Here is a 22,434-nt window from a genome sequence, read left to right on the forward strand (position 1 = left end):
TCTAACCCTGTTTCCCACTCACGACCACCAGCCAGGCGATGTTCGTGAGGACGATCGCGAGCCACAACGGCCACAGGCGCCTGCCCGGCAGTCTGCCCGGCTCGGCCAGGTAGGCGTCCAGCGCTTCCGCGACCTGGTCGTCGATCTCGTCGCGCAGGCGCGGGTCCAGTTCAGACATGCGCCGGCACCGCCGGCCGCGGCATCGCGACGGACAGGCACGCCAGTGCCAGCGGCACCTCCAGACCGGCCATGAGCAGCGAAAACACGACGTCGTCGCCGGCCGTCACGACGTCGAACCAGGCGTCGGCCAGCAGCAGCGTGGCCGTGCCGATCGCGGCGAACGGCATCCGCGGGTCGTCGCGGCCGAGCAGCCACGCCGTGGCCAGCAGGCCGAGCGCCTCGGCCGTGTCGAAGCCCGTCCACGCGAGCCGCCAGTGCTGCGCCTGCACGACGTCCGGCAGGGTCAGCCCCAGTACCGCTATCCACGGCAGCAGGCACAGGCCCGCCGCCCAGAAGAGTCTTTTCATCGGAACCCCCGTTCGCCGACCACGGTAGCGATTGCAGAGATTCTTTGCAAACATTCTCTGTAGTACGCTCCGGCCATGGTCGAACGTCCTGAACGGCGCGTCCTCACCGGCGCGGATCTCAAGGCCTTCTACAAGGCCCTGGCCAACCCGGTCCGCCGCGACATCCTGTCCTACCTGGGCAAACACGGCGAAGCGAACTCGACGAGCGTCGCGAAGGCCCTCGGCGAGAGCACCGGGACGACCAGCTACCACCTCCGCAGGCTCGCCGACCTCGACCTGATCGCGGAGATCGAGGAGCGCTCCACCGGCCGCGAACGCTGGTGGAAGTCGTTGATGAAGGACCTCTACACCCCGCCCGGCCTGGAGATGACGCCGGACGAGCGCGACGCCGCGCACAAGCTCGGCGCGCTCAAGATGAGCCACGACCTCGGCCTGGTCACGCGGGCCTACGCGGGCTACGACGACGCGAAGGGCTGGAACCAGATCTACCGCGGCGGCCTGCACCTGACGAAGGAGCAGGTCACGTCGTTCGTCGAGGAGTACCAGAAGCTGCTCTGGAAGTACGTCACCGAGCCCGGGCAGCACCCCGAAGGTTCGCGCGCCTTGGCCATCCGGCTCATCGTCGTCCCGGAGGAAGAGTCCACAGAGGACTAGAGACCCGACACCCGCAGCGTGATGTTCAGCCGCCCGGTCAAGCCGAGCGCCGGGTCGGCCGTGCCCGGCAGCGTCTTCGGCACGCCGTGGTAGGCGAGCCGCGACGCGCCGCCGAACACGAAGAGGTCGCCCGAGTGCAGCTCGACGTCGGTGTACGGCTTGGCGCGCGACTCGGTGTTGCCGAAGCGGAACACGCAGGTGTCGCCGAGGCTGAGTGACACCACCGGCGCCAGGCTGCGCTCGTCCTTGTCCTGGTGCTGCCCCATCTTCGTCTTCGCCGCGTAGAAGTTGACCAGCGCGGTGTCGGGCTCGTAGCCGTCCGCCGGTTCGCCGTAGGCGTCCGCGAGCGCGCGGCGGCCGAGGTCGCCGAGCCAGCCCGGGAACGGCAGGACCGGCTCGCCCTCGCCGGTCGTGCGCGAGTAGCCGTTCGGGTACCAGTGCCAGCCGAGGCAGACGGTCTTGACCGACATGACACCGCCGCCCGCGTAGGTCGTGTGGCGGTAGCCGGGCCAGCCGCGGCAGGCGGCGACGAGCTCGCGCTGTTCGTCGAAGCCGAGCCAGTCGGGCACGTGGACGGCACCGGGCGCGAGTTCGGCGCGCGGGCGCGGGAGGAGGGCGTCCATCACCTCGATTGTGCCGGAGACTCCCGCCGGACACGTTCAGTGATCGTCGAAGGCACAACACGGTGGCCGCGGAACGTCACGCCCGCGCTGGTGAACAGCCGCAGGAGGCGCCCGATCGGACCAACGGGGCGCTCCTGCGGCCGAATCCCCTCGCTTTGGGCCACCATGACTAGACGTTCTCACACCTGAATGTCACAAGGCCAGCGTGGATCAGCTACGAACGGGTCACTTGACCTCGCCGGCGCGGATCAGTCACGAAACGTCACGACGGTGACGCCCGGCTGAGCCGGCACGGGGTCGTTCATCGCGGCCAGCGCGGCCGGGACGTCGTCGAGGCCGATCCGCCGTCCGATCAGCGCGGCGAGGTCGATCCCCGCCGTCTCGACGACGCGAAGCAGCTCCGGGTACTCGTGCGCCTGGAGCCCGTGGATGCCGACGAGCTCCAGCTCGCCGCCGATGACCCGGTGCATCGGGATCGGCGCGACACCCTGCGCCGGCGGCACCAGCCCGGCCTGGACGTGCCGGCCGCGCTTGCGGAGGCTGCCGACGGACGCCGCGCAGGTCGACGGCGCCCCGAGGCAGTCGAGCGAGACGTGCGTGCCACCGCCGGTCAGCTCGCGCACGTGCGCGGCGACGGCTTCCGGGCCGTCGAAGGCCGACGAGTCGACGGTGAGGGCGGCGCCGGACTTCGCGGCCAGTGTCAGCGCGGGCAACGCGACGTCGACCGCGACGACCTTCGCCCCCGCCGCGACGGCCAGCAGGACCGCGGAGATCCCGACGCCGCCGCAGCCGTACACCGAAACCCACTGCCCCGCGGTGACGCGCCCCTGCCGCAGCACCGCGCGGAACGCCGTGCCGAACCGGCAGCCGAGCGCGGCGGCCTCGGCGGCGCCGAGCGAGTCCGGCAGCGCGACGAGGTTCGTCTCGGCGTGCTCGATGGCGACGCGCTCGGCGAAGGACCCCCAGTGGGTGGCGCCGGGCTGGAACTCGCGGTCGCAGATCTGCTGGTCACCGCGGGCGCACTGGGGGCAGGTACCGCAGGCGCAGACGAACGGAACGGTGACCCGCGCGCCGAGCTCCCACCCGCGCACGCCGGCGCCGAGCGCGACGAGCCGGCCGGCGAGCTCGTGCCCGGCGACGTGCGGCAGCTTCACCGCGGTGTCGTGGCCTTGCCACGTGTGCCAGTCGCTGCGGCAGACGCCGGTGGCGTCGACCTCGATCACCGCGCCACCGGGCGGCGCCACCGGCTCCGGCACGTCCCGCACGACGGGCGGGACGCGGAACTCCTCCATGACCACAGCTCGCATACCGCGAGCCTACGTGCTCACCTGAGCGGTTTTCCGGTGGCGACGCTCAATTGAGCGTCGGCGGCTGCGCGTGAAATCGTGTTCTTCCCCGCGGCGGCCCGAGGAGCTTGCTGAGCGAGCCGTCCGGCACGTTCAGGATGTCCTCGAGATTCCGCAACGCCTCCAACGATTCCGGCCGCTCGGGCCGGCACCGCCCGGACTGCCAGTGGCTGAGGGTGGCCAGGCTGACCGTGGTTCCCCTGCCGCGCAAGCGATAGCGGATCCGGTCGAGACCGAGCCCGCGGGCCCGGATCGCCGCCCGCAGGGCCACGTCGAACGGCCCGGCGGAGAGCAGCTGGCCCAGCTCCGCCTGTTCCCCCCGGTCGATGGTGCGTGTTCGCTGACCGGTCATCACAACGCTCCGAAGCACTCCCGAGTACGAAAATTGGAGCGTAGGCCCAGCTTCGCAAGATCGGAAGGGCCCTCACCCACCTGCGAGTTACGCCGCGCGCGCCGTTTCGGCGATCGCGGCGAACGGTTCCGCGTAGCCCGAGTTGATCGTGACGTAGGAAATCCCCCACCGCTCCCGCCAGCGGAGAAGCCTTTCCGCCGCTTGACCTGGATCAGCGGGCAGCACGGTGACGGCGCCGGCGGCGGCGAGCTCCGGGACGTCGACCCCGGCCCACCGCGCGATTCCCGGCGACGGTTCGTCCCCGACGGCCATGAGGTTCAGCCCGAGCTCGATGTCCGGCAGCCGTTCGTCAGCGAGCTTACGGAATCGATCCACAATGGACTCGGCTTCGGCTTCGGTAGTCTTCGGCATCCAGGTGAAGGTGACGGTGTCGGCTTCTTGCGCGGCGAGCGCCAGCATTTTCGGCCCGCCGCCGGCGAGCACCAGCCTCGGCCGGTCGCTCGATCGTTTGAGCTGCGCGATCGTCTCCGCCATCCGTGTGATGCGCTCACCCGGTTCGCCGAATTCCCGGCCGAGATTCTCGGTGTGTGCCCTGGCCCCGGGCCGCCCGACGCCGAGCCCGAGCTCGAACCGGCCCCCGGTCTGCCGGTGCAGGGTCTGGACCTGCCAGTCGAGGGCACGCGCGTCCCGGAAGGGGTCGGCGAGCACGAAGGTGCCGATGGTGAGATCCAAGGTGACCGCGGCGGCGGCGCCGAGGAGAACGAAGGGATCGGCGGTGCCGACGGGATCGGTCGCGAGGAGGGTGTCGAAGCCGAGCTTCTCGACCCGCTCGGCCTGGGCGGTCCAGGTCGTGAGGTCCGGCGCGTGGCCGGCGACGACGCCGAAGCGGAAGGGTTTCATGCAGGCCATGGTCGAGGTGGCGGGCTTGTCACCACATCCGCTTCACGACGTCACTCGCGCGTACGTCCCTCAGCGCAGGGCGACCGACAGGGCCTGCGCGATCTCCTTGCCGATGGCGTGCGTGGCCGCGTCCGGCGGCGAACCCACCTTCACGACCATCGGTCCCCCGAACGGCTGCCGCTCGACGACCTCGATGCGTTCGCCGAGGTTGATCGCGTGCTCCGTCAGGTAGCGCAGCAGCTCGGGGTCGGTGTCCCACACCCGCGCGATCTCACCGACCGCGCCCGGCTCGAGGTCGTCCAGGATGCGGACCGAGAGCTCCTCGACGCTGCCGTCGGCGGCCGGGATCGGGTCGCCGTGGGGGTCGCGGACCGGGTTGCCCAGCTTGGCCGCGATGCGCTCGACCAGCCTGTCCGACACCGCGTGCTCCAGCGCGTCCGCCTCCGCGTGGACCTCGTCCCACGTGTAGCCGAGCTCGGACACCAGGTACGTCTCGATCAGCCGGTGCCGCCGCAGCACCGAGCGCGCCAGGAGCCGCCCGTCGGCGGTGAGCTCGATCCCGCGGTAGGGCACGTGGGTGACCAGCCCGAGCTGGGACAGCTTCGTGACCATCCCCGACGCCGAGGACGGGCTGACCTCCAGCCGGCCGGCGAGCGAGGTGTTCGTGACCGCCTCACCGCGTTCGACCAGGCCGTAGATCACCCGGACGTAGTCCTCGACCGACGAGGACCTCCGGACCGAACCATCTCCCATGCCGCATACGATACGGTGCCGGGATCTTTCACGTGAAAGTTCACGGCCGCCAGCGGTAGCGGATCCAGCCGGGGACGGGTTCGGCGCCGAGCTGGGCGTAGAACGCCTCGCCTTTCTCGTTGCCCGCCTGCATGTCCCACTCGACGCGTCCGGTGGTGCGGGTGCGCAGCTCGTCGAGCAGCTCCCCGCCGAGGCCGTGGCGCCGGTGGGCGGGCCGGACGAACAGGTCGTCGAGCCAGATCCCGGGCCGGGCTTCCCAGGTGGAGAAGTTCCAGCTGCAGAAGGCGAAGCCGGCGACGGTCCCGGGCTCGCCGGGCGGGGTCGCGATCAGCACCCAGGCCTTCGGGTCCGGCCCGAAGAGGTGGCCGCTCATCTCGGCGCGGTCGAGCTTGAGGTCGTGGTTGTCCTCGTAGACGGCGTGCTCTTCGATGAGCGCGCAAATTTCTTCGATGTCTTCGAAGACGGCGTCGCGGACCGGCATCTCGCCTCCCGTTTCTGTCGGTGGTGGTCGTTACTGTCGAGGTCGGAGGTGGTCGATGTCATCAGAGCGGCGGTTCGAGGACCTGGTCGACGAGTTCACCGGACGCCCGGGCATCACGCCACCCGGCGCGACCGGCGGCTTCGGGCGCACAGCGCTGCGCGTGAACGGCCGGATCTTCGCGATGTTCGTCCGCGGGCAGCTGGTGCTCAAGCTGCCCGAGGGCCGGGTGGACGAGCTGGTCGAGGGTGGGCACGGGGCGCGCTTCGACGCCAACAAGGGCACGCCGATGAAGGAGTGGCTGGCGCTGGACACGCGGTCGGCGCAGCCCTGGGCCGAGCTGGCGGAAGAAGCACTCGAGTTCGTGGGGAAGTGAGCCATCAGGCTTGATAACGCAGTTCGCCGCCGACGGCGGTGCCTTGCACGCTGAGGTCGTCCATTGCGGACTCCTCGAGCGGCGAGCCGGACAACACGGCGAAGTCGGCGAGCTTCCCGGGCTCGAGCGTGCCCAGGTCCCCCTCGGCGAAGGTCGCGTAAGCCGAGCCGTACGTGTACGCGCGCAACGCCTCCTCCGGTGTCAACGCCTCTTCAGGCGCGAAGGGCGCTCCAGAGGCCGTACGCCGGCGCACCATGTCGGCCAGCGCGAGCAGCGGAGCGCCGTTCACGACCGGGCGGTCCGAAGACGCGGGAAGCACGCAACCCGCGTCGAGGACGCTGCGCAGCCGGTAGCACCACGGGACGCGAGACTCGCCGAGCGCGGCGCGCATGCCGTCGCCGAGCTCGTTGACGAAGCGTCCCTGCGGCGAAGCGAGCAATCCCAGCGAAGCGAGCCGAGACAGCTCCGCGGGCTGAAGCACCGCGCAGTGCTCGATGCGGTGCCGGTGGTCTGTACGCGGCGAAGCGGCCAGCGCGGCTTCGTACGCATCGAGCACCACCGTGATCGCGCGGTCGCCGATGGCGTGCGTCGCGATCTGCCAGCCCGCGTCGTGCGCGCGGCGGATCGTGCGGGCCAGCTCGTCCTCGGGCACCTGGAAGTAGCCGCGGTTGTCCGGCTCGCCGTCGAAGGGCTCGTGCATCGCGCAAGTACGCCCGACCAGCGAGCCGTCGGCGAACAGCTTCATCGGCCCGACGCGCAGCCACTCATCGCCCAGGCCGGTGCGCAGGCCCAGGTCGAGACCGAACCCGGCGCCGTCGGGCAGGTCGTGCAGCACGCTCGCCGCGACCATCACCGTGCTTCGCACGCGCAGCACATCGGAATCGCGCGCCACCTGGTAGGCGGCCAGCTCCGCGGGTGTCTCGCCGACCAGCCCGCCGCCGATCCCGGCCTCCTGGACGCTGGTGATGCCCTCCGACAGGTACTGCTCGGACGCCCGGCCGAGCCCGCGGACGACGCGCGAAACCGGCGTCGGGTACGTCAGCGGCCGCAGCAGCAGCTGGGCCTGTTCGCGCAGCAACCCCGTCGGTGAGCCGTCCGAGTCGTGCACGACGTCGCCGCCGACCGGCACGTTCGCCAGGTCGAGCTGGTCCAGCACGGCCGAGTTGACCACGGTCATGTGCCCGGACGTGTGCTTGAGCCGCACCAGCATCCCCGGCGCTGCCCGGTCGAGCCCGTGCCGGTCCGGGTGGCCGCCGGCGAGCTTGTTCTGGTCGTACCCGCTCCCGACCACCCAGCTCCCGGCCGGCAGCGTCGCGGCCCGGGCGGCGACGGCGTCGTAGACCTCTTCGACACTGCGGCAGCCGCCCAGCGGGACGTCGTCGAGGCCCATCCCGAACCACGCCATGTGGTTGTGCGCGTCGTGGAACCCGGGCACGACGAACCCGCCGGCCAGGTCGAAACGTGAGCGCGCGGACAGCTCGAGGGCGTCGTCCCCCAACGCGACGACCCGCCCGTGCAGCACAGCGAGTGCGCTGGTTATGCCCGCGCCCGTCCACACCGTGGCGTTCTCGTAAACCGCATCAACCCGCATGCTCCGCCTTCCTCCCCGCCGCCACCCTCAACGGAGGCGCTTCGCGCCGCTGCACCGTTCAAAGGCTATCGATCGATCGATCGAACGTCTAGCATCGCCCGCATGCCCACCGTGGAGTTCGCCGTCGAGGACGGCATCGCGCACATCCGGCTGAACCGGCCCGAGCGGCTGAACGCGGTCGCCGCCGTCCTGGTCGACGACTTCCTCACCGCCCTCGACGCCGCCGCGCGCAGCGACGCCCGCGTCGTCGTGCTGTCCGGCACCGGCCGCGCCTTCTGCGCCGGCCACGACCTCAAGGAACCCACCCCCGAGGGTGATTCGCGGGCGCGGCTGGACCTGCTCCAGGACGTCACGCGGCGGCTGCGGGCGCTGCGCCAGCCGGTGATCGCGGCGGTGCACGGTTACGCGATCGGAGCCGGCGCGGAGTTCGCGCTCGGCTGCGACCTGATCCTGGCCGCCGAGGACACCGTCTTCGCGTTCCCCGAAGTTTCGCTGGGCCTGAGCGTCACCGGTGCGGCGTCGCGGCTGCTCCCGCTGCTCGTCGGCCCGCTCAAGGCGAAGGAGCTCCTGCTGCTCGGCGAGCGCTTCGACGGCCGGAAGGCCGCGGAGCTGGGCATGGTCAACGCCGCCGTGCCCGCCGACCAGCTCCAGGCCGAGGCGCTCAGCTGGGCGAAGCGGATCGCCGAGCACCCGCCGGCAGCCGCAGCGATGGCGAAGCGCGTCCTCGACGCGAGCACCGATATCGAGCCCGCGCTCGAGCTCGAGGTCAGCCACGCGTTGATCACCGAAACCTCGGCCGCGGTCGCCGCGTCCACGGAGGCTTTCCGGAGCCGGACGTGACGCCGCTGTCCGAGATCGGCACGCTCGCGCAGCTCGTCACGCGGGCCGCGCGGCAATGGCCGGAGCGCACCGCCTGGATCTTCGACGAGACAGGCGAGCGCTTCACCTTCGCCGACGTCGACCGACGCAGTTCCGCGCTCGCCGCGGCCCTCACCGAACGCGGCATCGTCTCGGGCGACCGGGTCGCCGTGATGCTGCGCAACCAGCCCGAGTTCCCGTTGATCTGGCTGGCGCTGGCCAAGATCGGCGCGCAGCTGGTGCCGGTCAACACGAACTACCAGGAGTTCGACGGCGCCCACGTCCTGCGCCACTCCGGCGCGAAACTGGCCGTCGCCGCGCCGGAGTTCACCGGTCTCCTCGGCCGGATCGGCCTGACCGACCTCATCACGCCGGACGAACTCCGCACCGGCGCCGAACCGCCGGAGTTCGTCCCGGTGCCCGAGCTGCCGGTCAACATCCAGTACACGTCCGGCACCACGGGTGCGCCCAAGGGCTGTGTTCTGCCGAACCGGTACTGGACGACCCTGGCCGTCGGCCTGGCCACCGACTTCCCCGCCGTCGGCGAAGAAGACGTACTCCTGACCGCGCAGCCGTTCCACTACATCGATCCACAGTGGAACGTCGCGTTGGGACTCGCGGCCGGCGCCACCCTCGTCGTGCTGGACCGCTTCCACCCCAGCACGTTCTGGGCGAAGGTCCGCGAGCACGGCGTCACCTGGTTCTACTGCCTCGGCCTGATGCCGACGCTGCTGCTGCGGCAGGAGCCGTCCGCGGCCGACCGCGACCACCGCGTCCGCGCGATCTGCGCGTCCGCGATCCCGCACGAACTGCACGCCCAGCTCGAGGCGCGCTGGGGCGTGCCGTGGTACGAGGCGTTCGGGATGACCGAGACCGGCGGTGACATCCGGGTGGGCGCCGCCGATCACGACGAGACCGTCGGCACCGGCTGCATCGGACGGCCGACCCGCGACCGCGAGGCGATGGTCGCCGGCGAAGACGGGAAGCCGTTGCCACGCAGGGAAACCGGCGAGCTGCTGATCCGCGGGATCGGGCTGATGCACGGCTACCACGACGATCCCGAGGCGACGGCGAAGGCGTTCCGGGACGGCTGGTTTCACACCGGCGACCTCGCCCGGATGGACGACGCCGGCCGCGTCTACTACGTCGGGCGCACGAAGGACATGATCCGCCGCAGCGGCGAGAACGTCTCCGCCGACGAGGTCGAGCGCGCGCTGCTGCTGCACCCGGCGGTGCGGCTGGCGGCCGTCGTCGCGGTGCCCGACGAACTGCGCGGCGAGGAGATCAAGGCGTACGTCGTGTGCGACGGCGAGCGCCCGGAACCGGCTGCCCTGGCCGAGTTCTGCGCGGAAAAGCTGGCGTACTTCAAGGTTCCGCGGTTCTGGGCGTTCGCCGAAGAGTTGCCGATGACACCCTCGGAGCGCGTCGCCAAGGGCGAGCTGCGCAAGGTGGCCGACCCGCGCGCCGGGTCGTGGGACGCGAAGGCGGAAGCATGGCTGTGACCAGCCGGGAGCGCGTCCGCGCGGCGGCGGTGAAACTGTTCGCCAGCAAAGGTTTCCACGGCACCGGCATCCGGGACCTGGCGCAGGAGGCCGAACTTTCCTCGGCGAGCCTGTACCACTACATGGGCACCAAGGAGGATCTGCTCGCGGAGATCATGCACACGGCGCTGAACCGCCTCCTGGACGCGGCCCGCGAGGCGACGGCCGGCAGTGCGGACCCGGTGCACCGGCTGCGCACGCTGGTCGCGCTGCACGTGCTCGCGCACGCGGTCGGTCCGGCGGAAACCCGCGTGGTGGACAACGAAGTCGACATCCTGTCCCCGGCCGCGCGCGAGCCGGTGGTGGCGCTGCGGGACGCGTACGAACACCTGTGGGCGGCGGCGATCGAAGAAGGCGTCGCGGCCGGGGTGTTCCACACCGAACACCCGGCGGTGACCCGGCTCGCGCTGCTGGAGATGTGCAGCGGCGTGGCCAGGTGGTATTCACGGCGGGGGCCGCTGGCGCTGGACCAGCTCGCCGAGCACTACGCGGACCTGGTCTCGAGGGCGCTGGGCTGCACGTCCGCGCCGGGCGTGGCCGACTTGCGACGCTGCCGGGAAATCGTCGCGAAAGAGTGGGGCATGTCCGTTTAGCGGCGCTTTTACCTGTGTACGCCTTGCCCAGACGGCGTGCGTGGGGGACGCTCGAAGGGTGACTGAGGAAACGATCCAACTGGAACTGGACGACTCGGGTCTCGCGCCGGGCCTCCCGACGCCGGCACACCCCCGCGATCAGGTGCAGGATGTCCCCTATCGCCCCGTCGAGTTCCGTGATGACGATCTCCCCACCGCCCTGGAGCGGTGCTCGAAGTGGCTACGGCAGGCGCAGGAGTGGCTCGGCGAGCCGCTCGACGTCCTGGCCATCCACCTCGACTACGACGACCGCCAGGGTTCGCCGTACTACGACGTGAAGCTCTTGTGCAACGAAGAGGACCTGGCCGGCGTGCCGATCGCCATCCGCAACAAGAAGTAACCCGAAGTACCGCCGAGGCCACCTCCCGGACGTCCGGGAGGTGGCCTCGTTCGCGTTCCGGGGATCTCAGCCGAGAACGCCGCCGACCTTCACGTGCCCCTTGAGCAGGTTGCGCGCGATGGTGCGGCGCTGGATCTCGTCGGTGCCTTCGTAGATGCGCAGCAGCCGCAGCTCGCGGTACCAGCGCTCGACCGGCAGCTCGCGCGTGTAGCCCATGCCGCCGTGGATCTGCAGGACGCGGTCGACGATTTCATTGGCCTTCTGGCCGCCGTACAGCTTCGCCATCGACTGCGCGTGCCGCGAGTCGACGCCCTGGTCGACCTGCCAGGCGGCGTTGAGCACCAGCCAGCGCAGCGCTTCCAGCTCGACGCCGGAGTCGGCGATCATCCACTGGATGGCCTGGCGTTCCGCGATCTTCTGCCCGAACGTCTCGCGGGTGTTGGCGTGCTCGATGGCCATCGAGATCAGCCGCTCGCACGAACCGATCGCGCGCGCCGGCAGCAGGTAGCGGCCCTGGCCGATCCACTGCATGGCGAGCTCGAAGCCGCGGCCTTCCTCGCCGAGGATCTGCGTCTCGGGGACGCGGACGTCCTGGAAGATCAGCGAAGCCGGGCCCCACTCGCCCATGGTGTCGATGTACTCGGACTTCCAGCCGGCCTCGCGGTCGACGAGGAAGCACGTGACACCGCCGTTCGCGCCCTTCTCCGGGTCGGTGATGGCGAAGACCATCGTGAAGTCGGCTTCGTTGCCACCGGTGATGAAGGTCTTCTCGCCGTTGATGATCCAGTCGGTGCCGTCCTTGCGGGCGGTGGTCCGGATGGCCTTGGCGTCCGAGCCGGCGCCCGGCTCGGTGATCGCGAAGCACGACTTGCGCTCGCCCGAGATGGTCGGCAGCAGGTAGGTCTGCTTCTGCTCCTCGTTGGCGTGGAACAGGATGTTGTCCGCGGCGCCGCCGAAGCGGAACGGCACGAAGGTGCGGCCGAGCTCGGCCTCCAGCAGCGCGGCCATCACGGCGGACAGGCCCATGCCGCCGTACTCCTCCGGCGTGAAGACGCCCCAGAAGCCGGACTCCTTCGCCTTCAGCTGGAGGTCCTTCAGCTCCTCGCCGGTCAGCCCGGGCTGGTGGGCGCGCTCGCGCCGGAGGACTTCCTGCTCGAGCGGGATCAGCTCCCGCTGGACGAACGTGCGGACCCAGTCGCGCACTTCACGTTCTTCGGTGCTGAGAGAAAAGTCCATACCGAGCTGCTCCTCCGACACTGGCTAAGCGCTTGCTTAGGTCAGGGTACCTCTCTCGAGCCGGATTACCCCAGACCTGTCCCCGAATTCGTGACAACCGCGTTTGCGCCCGGAAGGATCGGAGGGGTGATGGAGATCGTGGTCCGCTGGTCGTCCCCGCTGCCCGCCGAAGAGCGTTTCCTGCGCCTGCTGGACGACGTCGAGCAAGGCCGCTTCGAGGCGTACCGGCAGGACGCGGACAAGCGGCGCTTCCTCACCGGCCGCGTGCTGGCCAAGACGGTGGCGGCGGAGCGGCTGGGGCTGGCCGTCGAGGCCGTGAAGTTCGACGCGACCTGCGAAGACTGCGGAAAGCCGCACGGCAGGCCGCGGATCCCGGGCGCGGACCTGACGCTGTCGATCTCCCACTCGGGCGAGCTGATCGGCGTCGCGGCGACACCGTCGGTCCCGGTGGGCCTGGACGTCGAGACGGCCGGCCGCAAGGCCGACGAAGGGCTCATCGAGTACGCGCTGAGCCCGGCCGAGACGGCCCACCTGGCGGGCCTCGGCCCGGAGGAGAAGGCGGCGGCGTTCTTCGTCTACTGGACGCGCAAGGAAGCCGTGATGAAGGCCACGGGCAAGGGCCTGCGCATCCCGCTGAAGAGCATCACGTTCTCCCGCTTCGACGAACCGGCCCGGCTGGTGGAGTCAGGCGACCCGGCATTGGACCCGGCGACGACCCGCTTGGCGGACCTCAAGGCCGCCGACGGCTATCGCGCGGCCATCGCGGTGCTGACCACCGAGGAGCTGTCGGTGACCGAAGAGCACTGGGTCCCCTGACGGCCGGCCCGAGCGCCCCAATGTGGCCTTCGGTGCGTTCAACGCACCCAAGGCGGCCTTCGGTGCGTTGAGCGCAACCAAGGCCACATTGGGGCGCTTCGGCGGTCAGACCGGGAGATCCTCCAGGCCCATCGCGCTCAGCAGCGTCCGGAACTTCGCCGTCGTCTCGTCCAGCTCCGCCTGCGGGTCCGAAGCCGGGACGATCCCGCCCCCCGCGTACAGCCGCATCGACGTCGACGCGATCTCGGCGCAGCGGATCGCCACCGCCCACTCGCCGTCGCCCGAGGCGTCGACCCAGCCGACCGCGCCCGCGTAGTAGTCGCGGTCGAACGGCTCCAGCTCCTGGACCAGCTCGCGCGCGCCGTCGGTCGGGGTGCCGCAGACCGCCGGGGTGGGGTGGAGGGCCGCCGCCAGGTCGAGCGCCGTGATGTCCGGGTCGGCCAGCTCGCCCGTGATCGGGGTGCGCAGGTGCCAGATCGCCGGGGTCGTGACCAGCTCCGGCTCCGCCGGGACCTCGAGGGTCCGGCAGAACGGCCGCAGCGCCTCGACCACGTAGTCGATCACCACGGCGTGCTCCAGCTGGTCCTTGCGCGACGTCCGCAGCGCCTCGCCGTTGGCGCGGTCGGTCGCCGGGTCGGCCGAGCGCGGCATCGAGCCGGCGTGGGGCGACGAGAAGACCGTGCGGCCCGTGCGGCGCAGCAGCAGCTCCGGCGTGGCGCCGACGAGCGAGCGCCCGCCGGGCAGCTCGGCCGCGTACGTGAAGTGCCGGGGGTTCCCGACCGCCAGGTTGCGCACGACGCTCTCCGCCGACACGGGCGCGGCGAACTCGAGGTCGAGGGCGCGCGCCAGGACGACTTTCCGCAGGTCACGGTCACGTAAGGCGGCTACGGCCGCGGAAACGGCCAGCATGTGCTGCGCGGGCGAAGGCACCGCACGCACCCGCACGGGCGCCGACAGGACTTCACGCGGCAGCGAAGGCGCGCCCTCGGAGCGGTGGACGGTCCGGGGCACGACGAGGTGGCCCGGCACCTTCGTGTCGGGCCCGGTGTCGAACGGGAGGACACCGACGGCCAGCGGGGCACCGGTCTCGGCCAGCACGCCGGGAATCGCCGAGGCGAGCCGGCGCGGGTCCGTCTCGGTGACGGTCCGGATGGTGCCCTGCGCGAGGAGTGCGCGCGAGGCCGTCGTGAACAGGAAGTCGCCACGCTGGTAGCGGGCGGCGAGGTCGAGTGCCGGGGTCGCCGGATCAGGTGAGCTCACCTCTCCAGCGTCCCAGGCTTCGGGAGATCCGCGAGGGGAGTGTCACGAGCGACACTCCCCTCACGGGAGCTCCTGATGACGGCTACTTGAGCGCGTCGATGAGCGCCTCGCGCTGGCGCTCGCCCAGGCCGGCGGCGCGCCGGTCCGGGTCGATGCCGGCCTGCTCGAGCAGGGCGGCGACCTTCACCGCGCCGAGGCCGGGGACGGCCTTCAGCAGCTGGGTGACCTTCGTCTTCCCGATGGTCTTGTTCTCCTTGGCCTGCTTGAGCACCTTTTCGATGCTCTCCTTGCCGGACTTGATCGACGCGAGCAGCTCCGAACGCGCCTTGCGAGCCTCGGCCGCCTTGGCGAGTGCATCGGCGCGCTGCTCCGGAGTCAACGTAGGCAGAGCCAACGTAGTAGTCCTTTCCTCTCAGGTCTCCGCTTTCGCGGCCGACGGCTTTTCGCTGTGCTTGCTGCTGCAAGCGCTGCTCAGCCGTCTCTTACCACGGCCCCAGTAAACGCCACCGGCTTCGTGACCGTGCAACCGACACGCACTTACTACCCCCGGAGGTGATACCTGGCAACCCGCTCCGGCCTGCGGAAACGCTCCCAAGAAGCGTCTCTCGTGGCGTCACTCACCCGGAAGTGAAGCCTCCACCACGCTCGGTCTCGGCGCGTATTTCCTTACCCGCAAGGAAAAGCCCAAAAATTGTCGATCATGATCACCGTTCGGTCGTCGCCCGATCGCGGGACGACCGTGACCGAACGGAGCCGTTGTTGACCATGCCCGCTTCACCCGATCCGCACTAGAGTCGGCGCAACCCCAGTCCGCCGGCGAACGACCCCCGGGAGCGACCATGTTGAGCACCATGCAGGACGGCCAGCTGTCGCTGGCGAACCTGCTCCGCCACGGCACGTCGGTGCACTCGGCGAGCGAAGTCATCACCTGGACCGGTTCAGAAGCCCGCCGCGAGACCTACGGCGACCTCGGCCGCCACGCCGCCCGTCTCGCGAACGCGCTCCGGAGCCTCGGCGTGACAGGTGACCAGCGCGTCGGCACGTTCATGTGGAACAACGCCGAGCACATGGCCGCCTACCTGGCCGTCCCGGCGATGGGCGCCGTGCTGCACACCCTGAACATCCGGCTGTTCCCCGAGCAGCTGGTGTTCGTCGCCAACCACGCCGAGGACCACGTCGTCATCGTCGACGGCACGCTCGTCCCGCTGCTGGCGAAGCAGTTGCCCCAGTTCAAGACGGTCCGGCACGTAATCGTGGCCAACGGCGACGCCGCGTCGCTGGAAGCGCCGGCCGGCGTCGAGGTACACGCCTACGCCGACCTACTGGCCGCCCAGCCGGACACCTTCGACTGGCCGGACGTCGACGAGCGCTCCGCTGCCGCGATGTGTTACACCTCGGGCACGACGGGTGACCCCAAGGGCGTCGCCTATTCACACCGGTCGATCTGGCTGCACTCGATGCAGGTCTGCATGAGCGACAGCATGAACCTCGCGCAGAGCGACACGGCGCTGGCGATCGTGCCGATGTTCCACGCGATGGCGTGGGGCCTGCCGTACGCGGCGCTGATGGTCGGCGCGTCGCTCGTCATGCCGGACCGGTTCCTCCAGCCGGCGCCGATCGCCGCGCTGCTGGCCGCCGAGAAGCCGACGTTCGCCGGTGCCGTCCCGACCGTCTGGCAGGGCCTGCTCGCCCATCTCGAAGCGAACCCGCAGGACATCTCCCACCTGCGTGAGGTCGTCGTCGGCGGGTCGGCGGTGCCGCCGTCGCTGATGCACGCGTTCCAGGAGCGGCACAAGGTGTCGATCCTGCACGCCTGGGGCATGACCGAGACGTCGCCGCTGGGCAGCGTCGCCCGCCCGCCGGCCGGCGCGACCGGCGAAGACGCCTGGAAGTACCGCTACACGCAGGGCCGGTTCCCGGCGTCCGTGCGGGCGCGGCTGATCGACGACGACGGCGCGGTGCTGCCCTGGGACAACGAGGCCGTCGGCGAGCTCGAGGTCCAGGGCCCGTGGATCGCCGGCGCGTACTACGGCGGCGCGGAGGTCGACCCGGACAAGTTCCACGACGGCTGGCTGCGCACCGGTGACGTCGGCAAGGTCAGCGCGGACGGCTACCTGACCCTGACCGACCGCGCCAAGGACGTCATCAAGTCCGGCGGCGAATGGATCTCCTCGGTCGACCTGGAGAACCAGGTCATGGGCCACCCCGCAGTGGCCGAGGCCGCGGTCGTCGGCATCCCCGACGAGAAGTGGGACGAGCGGCCGCTGGTAGCCGTCGTGCTCAAGGAGGGCCAGACGGTCACACCCGAGGAGCTGCGCGAGTTCCTCAGCGACAAGGTCGCGAAGTGGCAGCTGCCGGAGAACTGGACGTTCGTGGACGAAGTGCCCAAGACGAGCGTCGGCAAGTTCGACAAGAAGCGGATCCGCGCGTCCTACTCCGAGGGAAAGCTCGACATCGCACAGCTCTAACGGGTAAATCTCCGGCGAGTCTTCATGTTCGTGAAGGCCACCTTGAGGAACTCTGTCTTCCTCAAGGTGGCCTTCACGAACTTCACGGAGGGGTTCTGGGGATGCAGCGGAACAGGCGGAGTTTTCTCGCGCTCGCGGGGATGGGCGCGCTGGCGACGGCGTGCGGGTCGAACACCGGACGGCAGGGCACCGCGCCGCCGTCGACGGCGTACTCGGCGGGCCCGCCGCCGTCGGACGCGCCGAAGGTCACGCTCCAGCAGTGGTACCACGCTTATGGCGAAGACAGCGTCCAGGAAGCGGTCAAGCGGTACGCCGCGACCTACCCGGCGGCGACGGTCAACGTGCAGTGGAACCCGGGCGACTACGACTCGAAGATCGTCACCGCGCTGCAGAACAGCAAGGTGCCGGACGTCTTCGAGGCGCAGGTCAAGATCGACTGGGTGCGGCAGAACCAGGTGGTGTCGCTCGACGACGTCATCGCGCCGGTCAAGGGCGACTTCAGCCCGGCCGTGGTCGCCGCGCAGACCGTCGAGGGCAAGGTCTACGGCATCCCGCAGGCCATCGACACGCAGCTGCTCTTCTACCGCAAGAGCCTGCTGCAGGCCGCGGGGGTGCAGCCGCCGCAGACGGTCGACGAGCTGATCGACGCGGCCGCCAAGCTCTCGAAGGACGGCGTCAAGGGCTTCTTCGCGGGCAACGACGGCGGCGTCGGCGTGCTCACCGGGCCGCTGCTGTGGTCGGCCGGCCTCGACTACCTGAAGAACGGCAACCGCGAGGTCGGCTTCGACGACCCGCGCGCGGCGACCGCCCTGGCCAAGCTGCACACCCTCAACACCAACGGTTCGCTGCTGCTCGGCGCGCCCGCCGACTGGTCGGACCCGGGCGCCTTCATCGACGGGCTCACGGCGATGCAGTGGACCGGGTTGTGGAACGTGCCCAAGATCCGCGACGCGTTCGACGACGACTTCGGCGTGCTGCCGTTCCCCCGGCTGGACGGCAGCGGCGCGCCGTCGGTGCCGGTCGGCGCGTACAGCGCGATGGTGAACGCCAAGAGCGAGCACGTCGCCGAGGCCAAGGCGTTCGTGAAGTGGCTGTGGATCGACAAGACCGACGACCAGCTGGAGTTCGCGACGAAGTTCGGCTTCCACGTCCCGGCGCGCCAGAGCCTCGCCGACCGCGCGGACAGCCTCAAGACGGGCCCGGCCGCCGACGCCGCGAAGTTCGTCAAGGAGAACAGCCACCTGGTCGGCGGTCCGGTGTGGACGCAGCAGGCGAACACGGCGCTGTCCGACGCGGTCGCGAAGATCGCGAAGGAGGGGGCGGACCCGGTCGCGCAGACCAAGACGGCGGTCGAGGTGGCCAGGGCTGAGCTCAAGCGCCTGTTCGGATGAGGGGCCGCGACGCACGCGCGTTCTGGCTGTTCGTCGGGCCGTTCCTGCTGGGTCTCGCGGTCTTCGCGTACCTGCCGATCGGCTGGAGCGCGTACCTGTCCTTCTTCGACGCGCGCAACACGGTGACGCCGACCGAGTTCGTCGGGCTGGACAACTACGGGCACATGCTCACCGACGAGCCGTTCCTGTCGAGCCTCGGCACGTTCAGCGTGTTCGCGGTGTTCATCGTGCCGCTGACGTTCGTCCTGTCGCTGGCGCTCGCGCTCGGCGTCAACCGGCTGCGGTTCGCGCGGGCGTTCTTCCGGTCGGTGTTCTTCCTGCCGTTCGCGTGCTCGTACGTCGTGGCGTCGCTGATCTGGAAGACGTCGCTGTTCTCCGGTGTCCGCTACGGGCTGGCGAACACGGTGCTCGGCCTGTTCGGCGCGGACCCGGTGGCCTGGACCGGCACGGTGAACCCGCCGCTGTACTGGATCGTGCTGGTGACGGCGCGGCTGTGGCTGCAGCTCGGGTTCTACATGATCCTGTTCATCGCGGCGCTCCAGCGGATCCCCCACCACCTGTACGAAGCGGCGTGGCTCGACGGCGCGAAACCCGGGTGGCAGGTGTTCCGGTACATCACGCTGCCGCAGTTGCGCGCGACGGCCGTGGCGGTGCTGCTGCTGAACCTGATCAACGCGTACCAGGCGTTCGACGAGTTCTACAACATCATGGGCGACTCCCGCGGCTACCCGCCGTTCGCCCGCCCGCCGCTGGTGTACCTGTACTACACGTCGCTGGGCTCGGGCGGCCAGGACCTCGGCCGCGGCAGCGCGGGCGCGGTGATCCTGGCGCTGATCATCGCCCTGGTGACGCTGCTGCAGGGCCGGGTCTTCCGCTTCGGACGCGTGTCATGAGGGCCTTCTTCCGGTGGGCGTCGCTGACGGTCGCGGCGGTGCTGTTCCTGCTGCCGTTCTACCTGCTCGTGCGCAACGGCCTGGCGTCGCGCGCGGAGATCACCGCTCCACAGTGGACCTTCTTCCCCTCCGCCGTGCACTGGGAGAACTTCACGAAGCTGTTCTCCTCCGACGACGTCCCCTTCGCGCGCAGCCTGCTGAACTCGGCGATCGTGGCGGTGCTGCAGACGGTCGGCCTGCTGGTGGTCTGCTCGCTGGCGGGCTACGGCCTGGCGCGGATCCCGTACCGGCATTCCAGGATCGTGTTCTACGCGGTGCTGGCGACGCTGATGATCCCGACGTCGGTGACGTTCGTGCCGAGCTTCGTGGTGGTTTCGACGCTCGGCTGGCTGTCGGACTTCCGCGGGCTGGTGATACCCGGGCTGTTCAGCGCGTTCAGCGTGTTCCTGTTCCGGCAGTACTTCCTGGACTTCCCGCGCGAGCTGGAGGAGGCCGGCCGGGTGGACGGGCTGACGCGCTGGGGCGTCTTCTGGCGGATCGTGGTGCCGAACTCGAGGGGCTTCTTCGCGGCGATCGCGGTGATCACGGTCATCGGCAGCTGGAACGCGTTCCTGTGGCCGCTGATCATCGCCCAGTCCCCTGATTCGTGGACCGTCCAGGTGGCGCTGTCGGGGCTGCTGACGGCGCAGAACCCGCAGCTGAACCTGCTGTTCCTGGCGGCGGCGGTGTCGATCCTGCCGATCGTGCTGCTGTTCGCGTTCCTGCAGCGGTACCTGGTGCGCGGGGTGACGGAGTCGGGCCTGACGGGCTGAGTACTGTGCCGTTCGTTACCAATCCGACCACAGTCACGGCCGGACGGCTTTCGTGGCAACGGTTGCTTACCGCCCAGGGGTCGGCCTGCTTTTGGCCGGATTGGTAACGTGCGAGGCCGTCCGGGCGACTTCGCTGTGGACGGACAGAAGTGGGTGCGGCGTGACGAATTACGACCCTTACCAGCCGGATCAGCAGCCTTTCGCGGGCCCGGCCGAGCCGGCGTACCCGCCCTCGGCGCCGCAGTACGCGGTGCAGCCCTACGTGACGCAGCCGCAGCCGTACCCGGGGTACGGTCCCCAGCCGGGCTACGGCGCCCAGCCCTACCCGGGGTACCAGCCACTGGCCACCAGCGGGATGGCGGTGGCGGGCATGGTCGTCGGCATCGTCGCCCTGGTCCTGTTCTGGGTCCCGTTCGTCGACCTGCTCCTCGGCTTCCTGGCGATCGGCCTGTCGTGGGGCGGCATGGTCCAGGCCGACCGGCCGGGCTACACGGGCAAGGGCATGGGCATCGCGGGCCTGGTGTGCGGCATCATCGCGGTGATCCCGGCCCTGATCGTCATGCTGTTCTTCTTCGGCCTGTTCGCCGCGGCCGGAACCGCGTGCGGCATCGCCTGCTGAGCCGGCCCGCTCCCCGGCGGAATTGACCACGACCTTCGGCGGTACACCCCACCCGGACCCTGTGACAGGGTGACCCGGAATGTCACCTCCGTCCCGGCACGGTGCCGGTCAACCGAGAAGACTGGGGAGCGAACAACCATGGCCGAACTCACCCGGCGCACCTTCGCCACCGCGGGCGCCGCCGGTCTCGGACTCCTGCTGTGCACGCCCACCGCGAACGCCCTCGACCGCGCGCTGCGGCTCACGGGCACCCGCTCGGTCACCACCGCCGGCACGACCCTCGAGCAGGTCGCCACCGGCGGAAGCACCGCGAGCTACAGCCGGCTCAGCGCCGGTCCTGGCTGGCCGCTGGTCGTCCGGAGCGACCTCGCCGCCCCGCAGAGCGGCCGCGACGACCGGCGCCGCGCGCTCAGCGCGTTCGTCCAGTTCACCGACCTGCACATCACCGACACCGAGAGCCCGGCGCGCTTCGAGTACCTGCACCCCTTCATCGGCTCCGCGCACCGGCCGCAGGAAGCACTCGGCACCGTCGCGACGTCCGCGCTCGTCGAACGCGTCAACAGCGTGCGGCAGGGCCCGTTCACCGGACGGCCGTTCGACCTCATGGTCACCACCGGCGACAACACCGACAACCACGAGCTGATCGAGCTCGACTGGTTCCTCAAGGTCCTCAACGGCGGCAGCGTCGCGCCGAACTCCGGCGCCACGAACGCCTACGAAGGCGTCCAGAGCTCCGGCAACAAGGAGTTCTGGAACCCGTCCATCGCGGGCGTCGGCGACGACTACTCCGCCAAGGGCTTCCCGCAGCTGCCCGGCCTGCTCGAAGCGGGCATCAAGACGTTCACCGCGCCCGGCCTCGACGTCCCGTGGTTCTGCACCTTCGGCAACCACGACGACAGCATCGTCGGCTCGCTGCCGGCGCAGATCCCCGGCATCGACGCCTGGTACACCGGGAAGTACAAGGTCATCGGCAAGGACGAGGCCACCGCGAAGAAGCTCGCCGACGCCATCAAGAAGCCCGGCTCCAGCGTGCCGATCGGCGAGCTGTTCGGCGGTTCGGGCACCATCCGCGAGGTGACGCCCGACGCGCGGCGCCGCCCCTTCGACACCGGCGAGTTCGTCCGCGCGCACCTCGACTCGGCCAACACCGGGCCCGGCCCGGTCGGGCACGGCTTCACCAGCTCCAACGCCGACGGCAAGAACGTCTACTACACGTTCCGGATCGCGCCGGGCATCACCGGGATCAGCCTCGACACGACGACCGACGCCGGGTTCGCCGACGGCTCGATCGGCCTGGCGCAGTACAACTGGGTCGAGGCGACGCTCAAGCGCGGCAGCTCGACGTACTACGACTTCTTCGGGCGCAAGACCACCCACGCCGTCACCGACGAGCTGTTCCTCCTGTTCAGCCACCACACCAGCGGCTCGATGGGCAACGTGCTGCCGGACTCCCGCCACCTGCTCGACCCGCGCCTGGACGGCAACGCGTTCGTCGCGCTGCTCAAGCGGTTCCCGAACGTGCTGGCGTGGGTCAACGGCCACACGCACCTCAACAAGATCACCCCGCACGCCGGGAACACGCCGCGGCAGGGCTTCTGGGAGATCAACACGGCGTCGCACGTCGACTTCCCGCAGCACGCCCGGATCGTCGAGGTCGCGGACAACGCGGACGGCACGTTGTCGCTGTTCACGACGCTGATCGAGGCGGAGGCACCGTACGCCGCCGACTACGACGCCCGGACGCCGCAAGCGCTTGCGTCTCTGTACCGCGAGCTGTCCTACAACGACATCCACGTCGACCTCGGCCGCGTCGGGGACGCCACGGACCACAACACGGAGCTGCTGCTCGTCAACCCGCTCGGCTGACGGTCGTGAGTGAGAACGCACGGTGCCGGCCGCCGGATGTCCCGTACCAAGGCCAAGAAGCTGTTCACCGCCGACGACCTCGCGGCGCAGACGGCCGGCGTC

Annotated in this window: 25 protein-coding genes; 13 read left to right on the forward strand and 12 right to left on the reverse strand. The window is 70.2% G+C overall.

What is annotated here, in order from left to right:
- Position 1: 1 nt before the first annotated feature.
- Positions 2 to 178, reverse strand: a complete 177-nt coding sequence (locus tag AB0M59_RS31665) for a hypothetical protein (protein ID WP_364622470.1) — start codon at positions 176 to 178, stop codon at positions 2 to 4.
- The gene (locus tag AB0M59_RS31670; RefSeq protein WP_364622473.1) at positions 171 to 527 is read right to left on the reverse strand and encodes a hypothetical protein; all 357 of its coding nucleotides are present in this window, start codon (positions 525 to 527) and stop codon (positions 171 to 173) included. The genes AB0M59_RS31665 and AB0M59_RS31670 overlap by 8 nt, the downstream gene beginning before the upstream one ends.
- Positions 528 to 602: 75 nt before the next feature.
- Here AB0M59_RS31670 and AB0M59_RS31675 point away from each other — a divergent pair, with 75 nt between their 5' ends.
- Entirely contained in the window at positions 603 to 1,181 is a 579-nt protein-coding gene (locus AB0M59_RS31675; RefSeq protein ID WP_364622476.1) for a helix-turn-helix domain-containing protein, read from the forward strand.
- Here AB0M59_RS31675 and AB0M59_RS31680 read toward each other — a convergent pair.
- From AB0M59_RS31680 to AB0M59_RS31705, 6 genes are all read right to left on the reverse strand, one after another.
- Positions 1,178 to 1,804, reverse strand: a complete 627-nt coding sequence (locus AB0M59_RS31680; protein ID WP_364622479.1) for an alpha-ketoglutarate-dependent dioxygenase AlkB — start codon at positions 1,802 to 1,804, stop codon at positions 1,178 to 1,180. The two genes, AB0M59_RS31675 and AB0M59_RS31680, sit on opposite strands and share 4 nt — an antisense overlap.
- A gap of 248 nt (positions 1,805 to 2,052) precedes the next feature.
- Complete coding sequence (locus AB0M59_RS31685; protein ID WP_364622482.1) at positions 2,053 to 3,111, reverse strand: alcohol dehydrogenase catalytic domain-containing protein; 1,059 nt, start codon at positions 3,109 to 3,111, stop codon at positions 2,053 to 2,055.
- A gap of 46 nt (positions 3,112 to 3,157) precedes the next feature.
- Positions 3,158 to 3,502 (reverse strand): transcriptional regulator, encoded by a 345-nt coding sequence (locus AB0M59_RS31690; protein ID WP_364622485.1) that lies wholly within the window; start codon positions 3,500 to 3,502, stop codon positions 3,158 to 3,160.
- A gap of 87 nt (positions 3,503 to 3,589) precedes the next feature.
- Positions 3,590 to 4,402 carry an LLM class flavin-dependent oxidoreductase gene (locus AB0M59_RS31695; RefSeq protein ID WP_364622488.1) on the reverse strand — a complete coding sequence of 271 codons (813 nt, stop codon included), beginning with the start codon at positions 4,400 to 4,402 and terminating at the stop codon, positions 3,590 to 3,592.
- A gap of 69 nt (positions 4,403 to 4,471) precedes the next feature.
- Positions 4,472 to 5,155, reverse strand: coding sequence for a metal-dependent transcriptional regulator (locus tag AB0M59_RS31700; protein WP_364622491.1), 684 nt, complete (start codon positions 5,153 to 5,155; stop codon positions 4,472 to 4,474).
- A 40-nt stretch (positions 5,156 to 5,195) separates the two neighbouring features.
- Complete coding sequence (locus AB0M59_RS31705) at positions 5,196 to 5,636, reverse strand: GNAT family N-acetyltransferase (RefSeq protein ID WP_364622494.1); 441 nt, start codon at positions 5,634 to 5,636, stop codon at positions 5,196 to 5,198.
- Between the two features lie 55 nt (positions 5,637 to 5,691).
- Between AB0M59_RS31705 and AB0M59_RS31710 the strand changes: the two genes are divergently transcribed.
- Positions 5,692 to 6,009: a hypothetical protein gene (locus AB0M59_RS31710; RefSeq protein WP_364622497.1), complete on the forward strand. Its 318-nt coding sequence runs from the start codon at positions 5,692 to 5,694 to the stop codon at positions 6,007 to 6,009.
- Positions 6,010 to 6,013: 4 nt separating this feature from the next.
- Here the strand turns inward: AB0M59_RS31710 and AB0M59_RS31715 are convergent, their stop codons facing one another.
- Positions 6,014 to 7,600, reverse strand: a complete 1,587-nt coding sequence (locus AB0M59_RS31715) for an amidohydrolase (protein ID WP_364622500.1) — start codon at positions 7,598 to 7,600, stop codon at positions 6,014 to 6,016.
- Between the two features lie 102 nt (positions 7,601 to 7,702).
- On the opposite strand from AB0M59_RS31715, the gene AB0M59_RS31720 reads away from it, so the two are divergent.
- From AB0M59_RS31720 to AB0M59_RS31735, 4 genes are read left to right on the forward strand one after another with little or no spacing between them, the layout of a single operon-like run.
- On the forward strand, positions 7,703 to 8,440 hold the full coding sequence (locus AB0M59_RS31720) for an enoyl-CoA hydratase/isomerase family protein (protein WP_364622503.1): 738 nt from the start codon (positions 7,703 to 7,705) through the stop codon (positions 8,438 to 8,440).
- Complete coding sequence (locus AB0M59_RS31725; RefSeq protein ID WP_364622506.1) at positions 8,437 to 9,960, forward strand: ATP-dependent acyl-CoA ligase; 1,524 nt, start codon at positions 8,437 to 8,439, stop codon at positions 9,958 to 9,960. The genes AB0M59_RS31720 and AB0M59_RS31725 overlap by 4 nt, the downstream gene beginning before the upstream one ends.
- On the forward strand, positions 9,951 to 10,592 hold the full coding sequence (locus tag AB0M59_RS31730) for a TetR/AcrR family transcriptional regulator (RefSeq protein WP_364622509.1): 642 nt from the start codon (positions 9,951 to 9,953) through the stop codon (positions 10,590 to 10,592). Before AB0M59_RS31725 ends, AB0M59_RS31730 begins: the two co-directional genes overlap by 10 nt.
- A 58-nt stretch (positions 10,593 to 10,650) precedes the next feature.
- A complete protein-coding gene (locus tag AB0M59_RS31735) occupies positions 10,651 to 10,971 on the forward strand; it encodes a hypothetical protein (RefSeq protein ID WP_155540761.1) in 321 nt (106 codons plus the stop codon).
- Positions 10,972 to 11,037: 66 nt separating this feature from the next.
- Here the strand turns inward: AB0M59_RS31735 and AB0M59_RS31740 are convergent, their stop codons facing one another.
- Positions 11,038 to 12,207, reverse strand: a complete 1,170-nt coding sequence (locus AB0M59_RS31740) for an acyl-CoA dehydrogenase family protein (RefSeq protein ID WP_086680388.1) — start codon at positions 12,205 to 12,207, stop codon at positions 11,038 to 11,040.
- A gap of 129 nt (positions 12,208 to 12,336) precedes the next feature.
- Here AB0M59_RS31740 and AB0M59_RS31745 point away from each other — a divergent pair, with 129 nt between their 5' ends.
- Positions 12,337 to 13,023: a 4'-phosphopantetheinyl transferase superfamily protein gene (locus tag AB0M59_RS31745; RefSeq protein ID WP_364622512.1), complete on the forward strand. Its 687-nt coding sequence runs from the start codon at positions 12,337 to 12,339 to the stop codon at positions 13,021 to 13,023.
- A gap of 105 nt (positions 13,024 to 13,128) precedes the next feature.
- Here the strand turns inward: AB0M59_RS31745 and AB0M59_RS31750 are convergent, their stop codons facing one another.
- Together AB0M59_RS31750 and mihF are read right to left on the reverse strand one after the other, a co-directional pair.
- Complete coding sequence (locus AB0M59_RS31750; RefSeq protein WP_364622515.1) at positions 13,129 to 14,283, reverse strand: isochorismate synthase; 1,155 nt, start codon at positions 14,281 to 14,283, stop codon at positions 13,129 to 13,131.
- Between the two features lie 82 nt (positions 14,284 to 14,365).
- Positions 14,366 to 14,677, reverse strand: a complete 312-nt coding sequence (gene mihF, locus AB0M59_RS31755; protein WP_026468624.1) for an integration host factor, actinobacterial type — start codon at positions 14,675 to 14,677, stop codon at positions 14,366 to 14,368.
- Between the two features lie 445 nt (positions 14,678 to 15,122).
- Here mihF and AB0M59_RS31760 point away from each other — a divergent pair, with 445 nt between their 5' ends.
- The 6 genes from AB0M59_RS31760 (at position 15,123) to AB0M59_RS31785 (ending at position 22,332) form a co-directional block, all read left to right on the forward strand.
- Positions 15,123 to 16,751, forward strand: coding sequence for a long-chain fatty acid--CoA ligase (locus tag AB0M59_RS31760; RefSeq protein WP_364622518.1), 1,629 nt, complete (start codon positions 15,123 to 15,125; stop codon positions 16,749 to 16,751).
- Between the two features lie 101 nt (positions 16,752 to 16,852).
- Positions 16,853 to 18,142 (forward strand): sugar ABC transporter substrate-binding protein, encoded by a 1,290-nt coding sequence (locus AB0M59_RS31765; RefSeq protein WP_364622521.1) that lies wholly within the window; start codon positions 16,853 to 16,855, stop codon positions 18,140 to 18,142.
- Positions 18,139 to 19,035 (forward strand): sugar ABC transporter permease, encoded by an 897-nt coding sequence (locus AB0M59_RS31770; protein WP_364622523.1) that lies wholly within the window; start codon positions 18,139 to 18,141, stop codon positions 19,033 to 19,035. Before AB0M59_RS31765 ends, AB0M59_RS31770 begins: the two co-directional genes overlap by 4 nt.
- Positions 19,032 to 19,847: a carbohydrate ABC transporter permease gene (locus tag AB0M59_RS31775; protein ID WP_364622526.1), complete on the forward strand. Its 816-nt coding sequence runs from the start codon at positions 19,032 to 19,034 to the stop codon at positions 19,845 to 19,847. The genes AB0M59_RS31770 and AB0M59_RS31775 overlap by 4 nt, the downstream gene beginning before the upstream one ends.
- Positions 19,848 to 20,007: 160 nt before the next feature.
- Positions 20,008 to 20,466 (forward strand): DUF4190 domain-containing protein, encoded by a 459-nt coding sequence (locus tag AB0M59_RS31780; RefSeq protein WP_364622529.1) that lies wholly within the window; start codon positions 20,008 to 20,010, stop codon positions 20,464 to 20,466.
- 138 nt (positions 20,467 to 20,604) lie between these two features.
- A complete protein-coding gene (locus AB0M59_RS31785; RefSeq protein ID WP_364622532.1) occupies positions 20,605 to 22,332 on the forward strand; it encodes a TIGR03767 family metallophosphoesterase in 1,728 nt (575 codons plus the stop codon).
- Positions 22,333 to 22,434 lie beyond the last annotated feature (102 nt).

Source organism: Amycolatopsis sp. NPDC051371, assembly GCF_040682155.1.
GTDB lineage: Bacteria > Actinomycetota > Actinomycetes > Mycobacteriales > Pseudonocardiaceae > Amycolatopsis.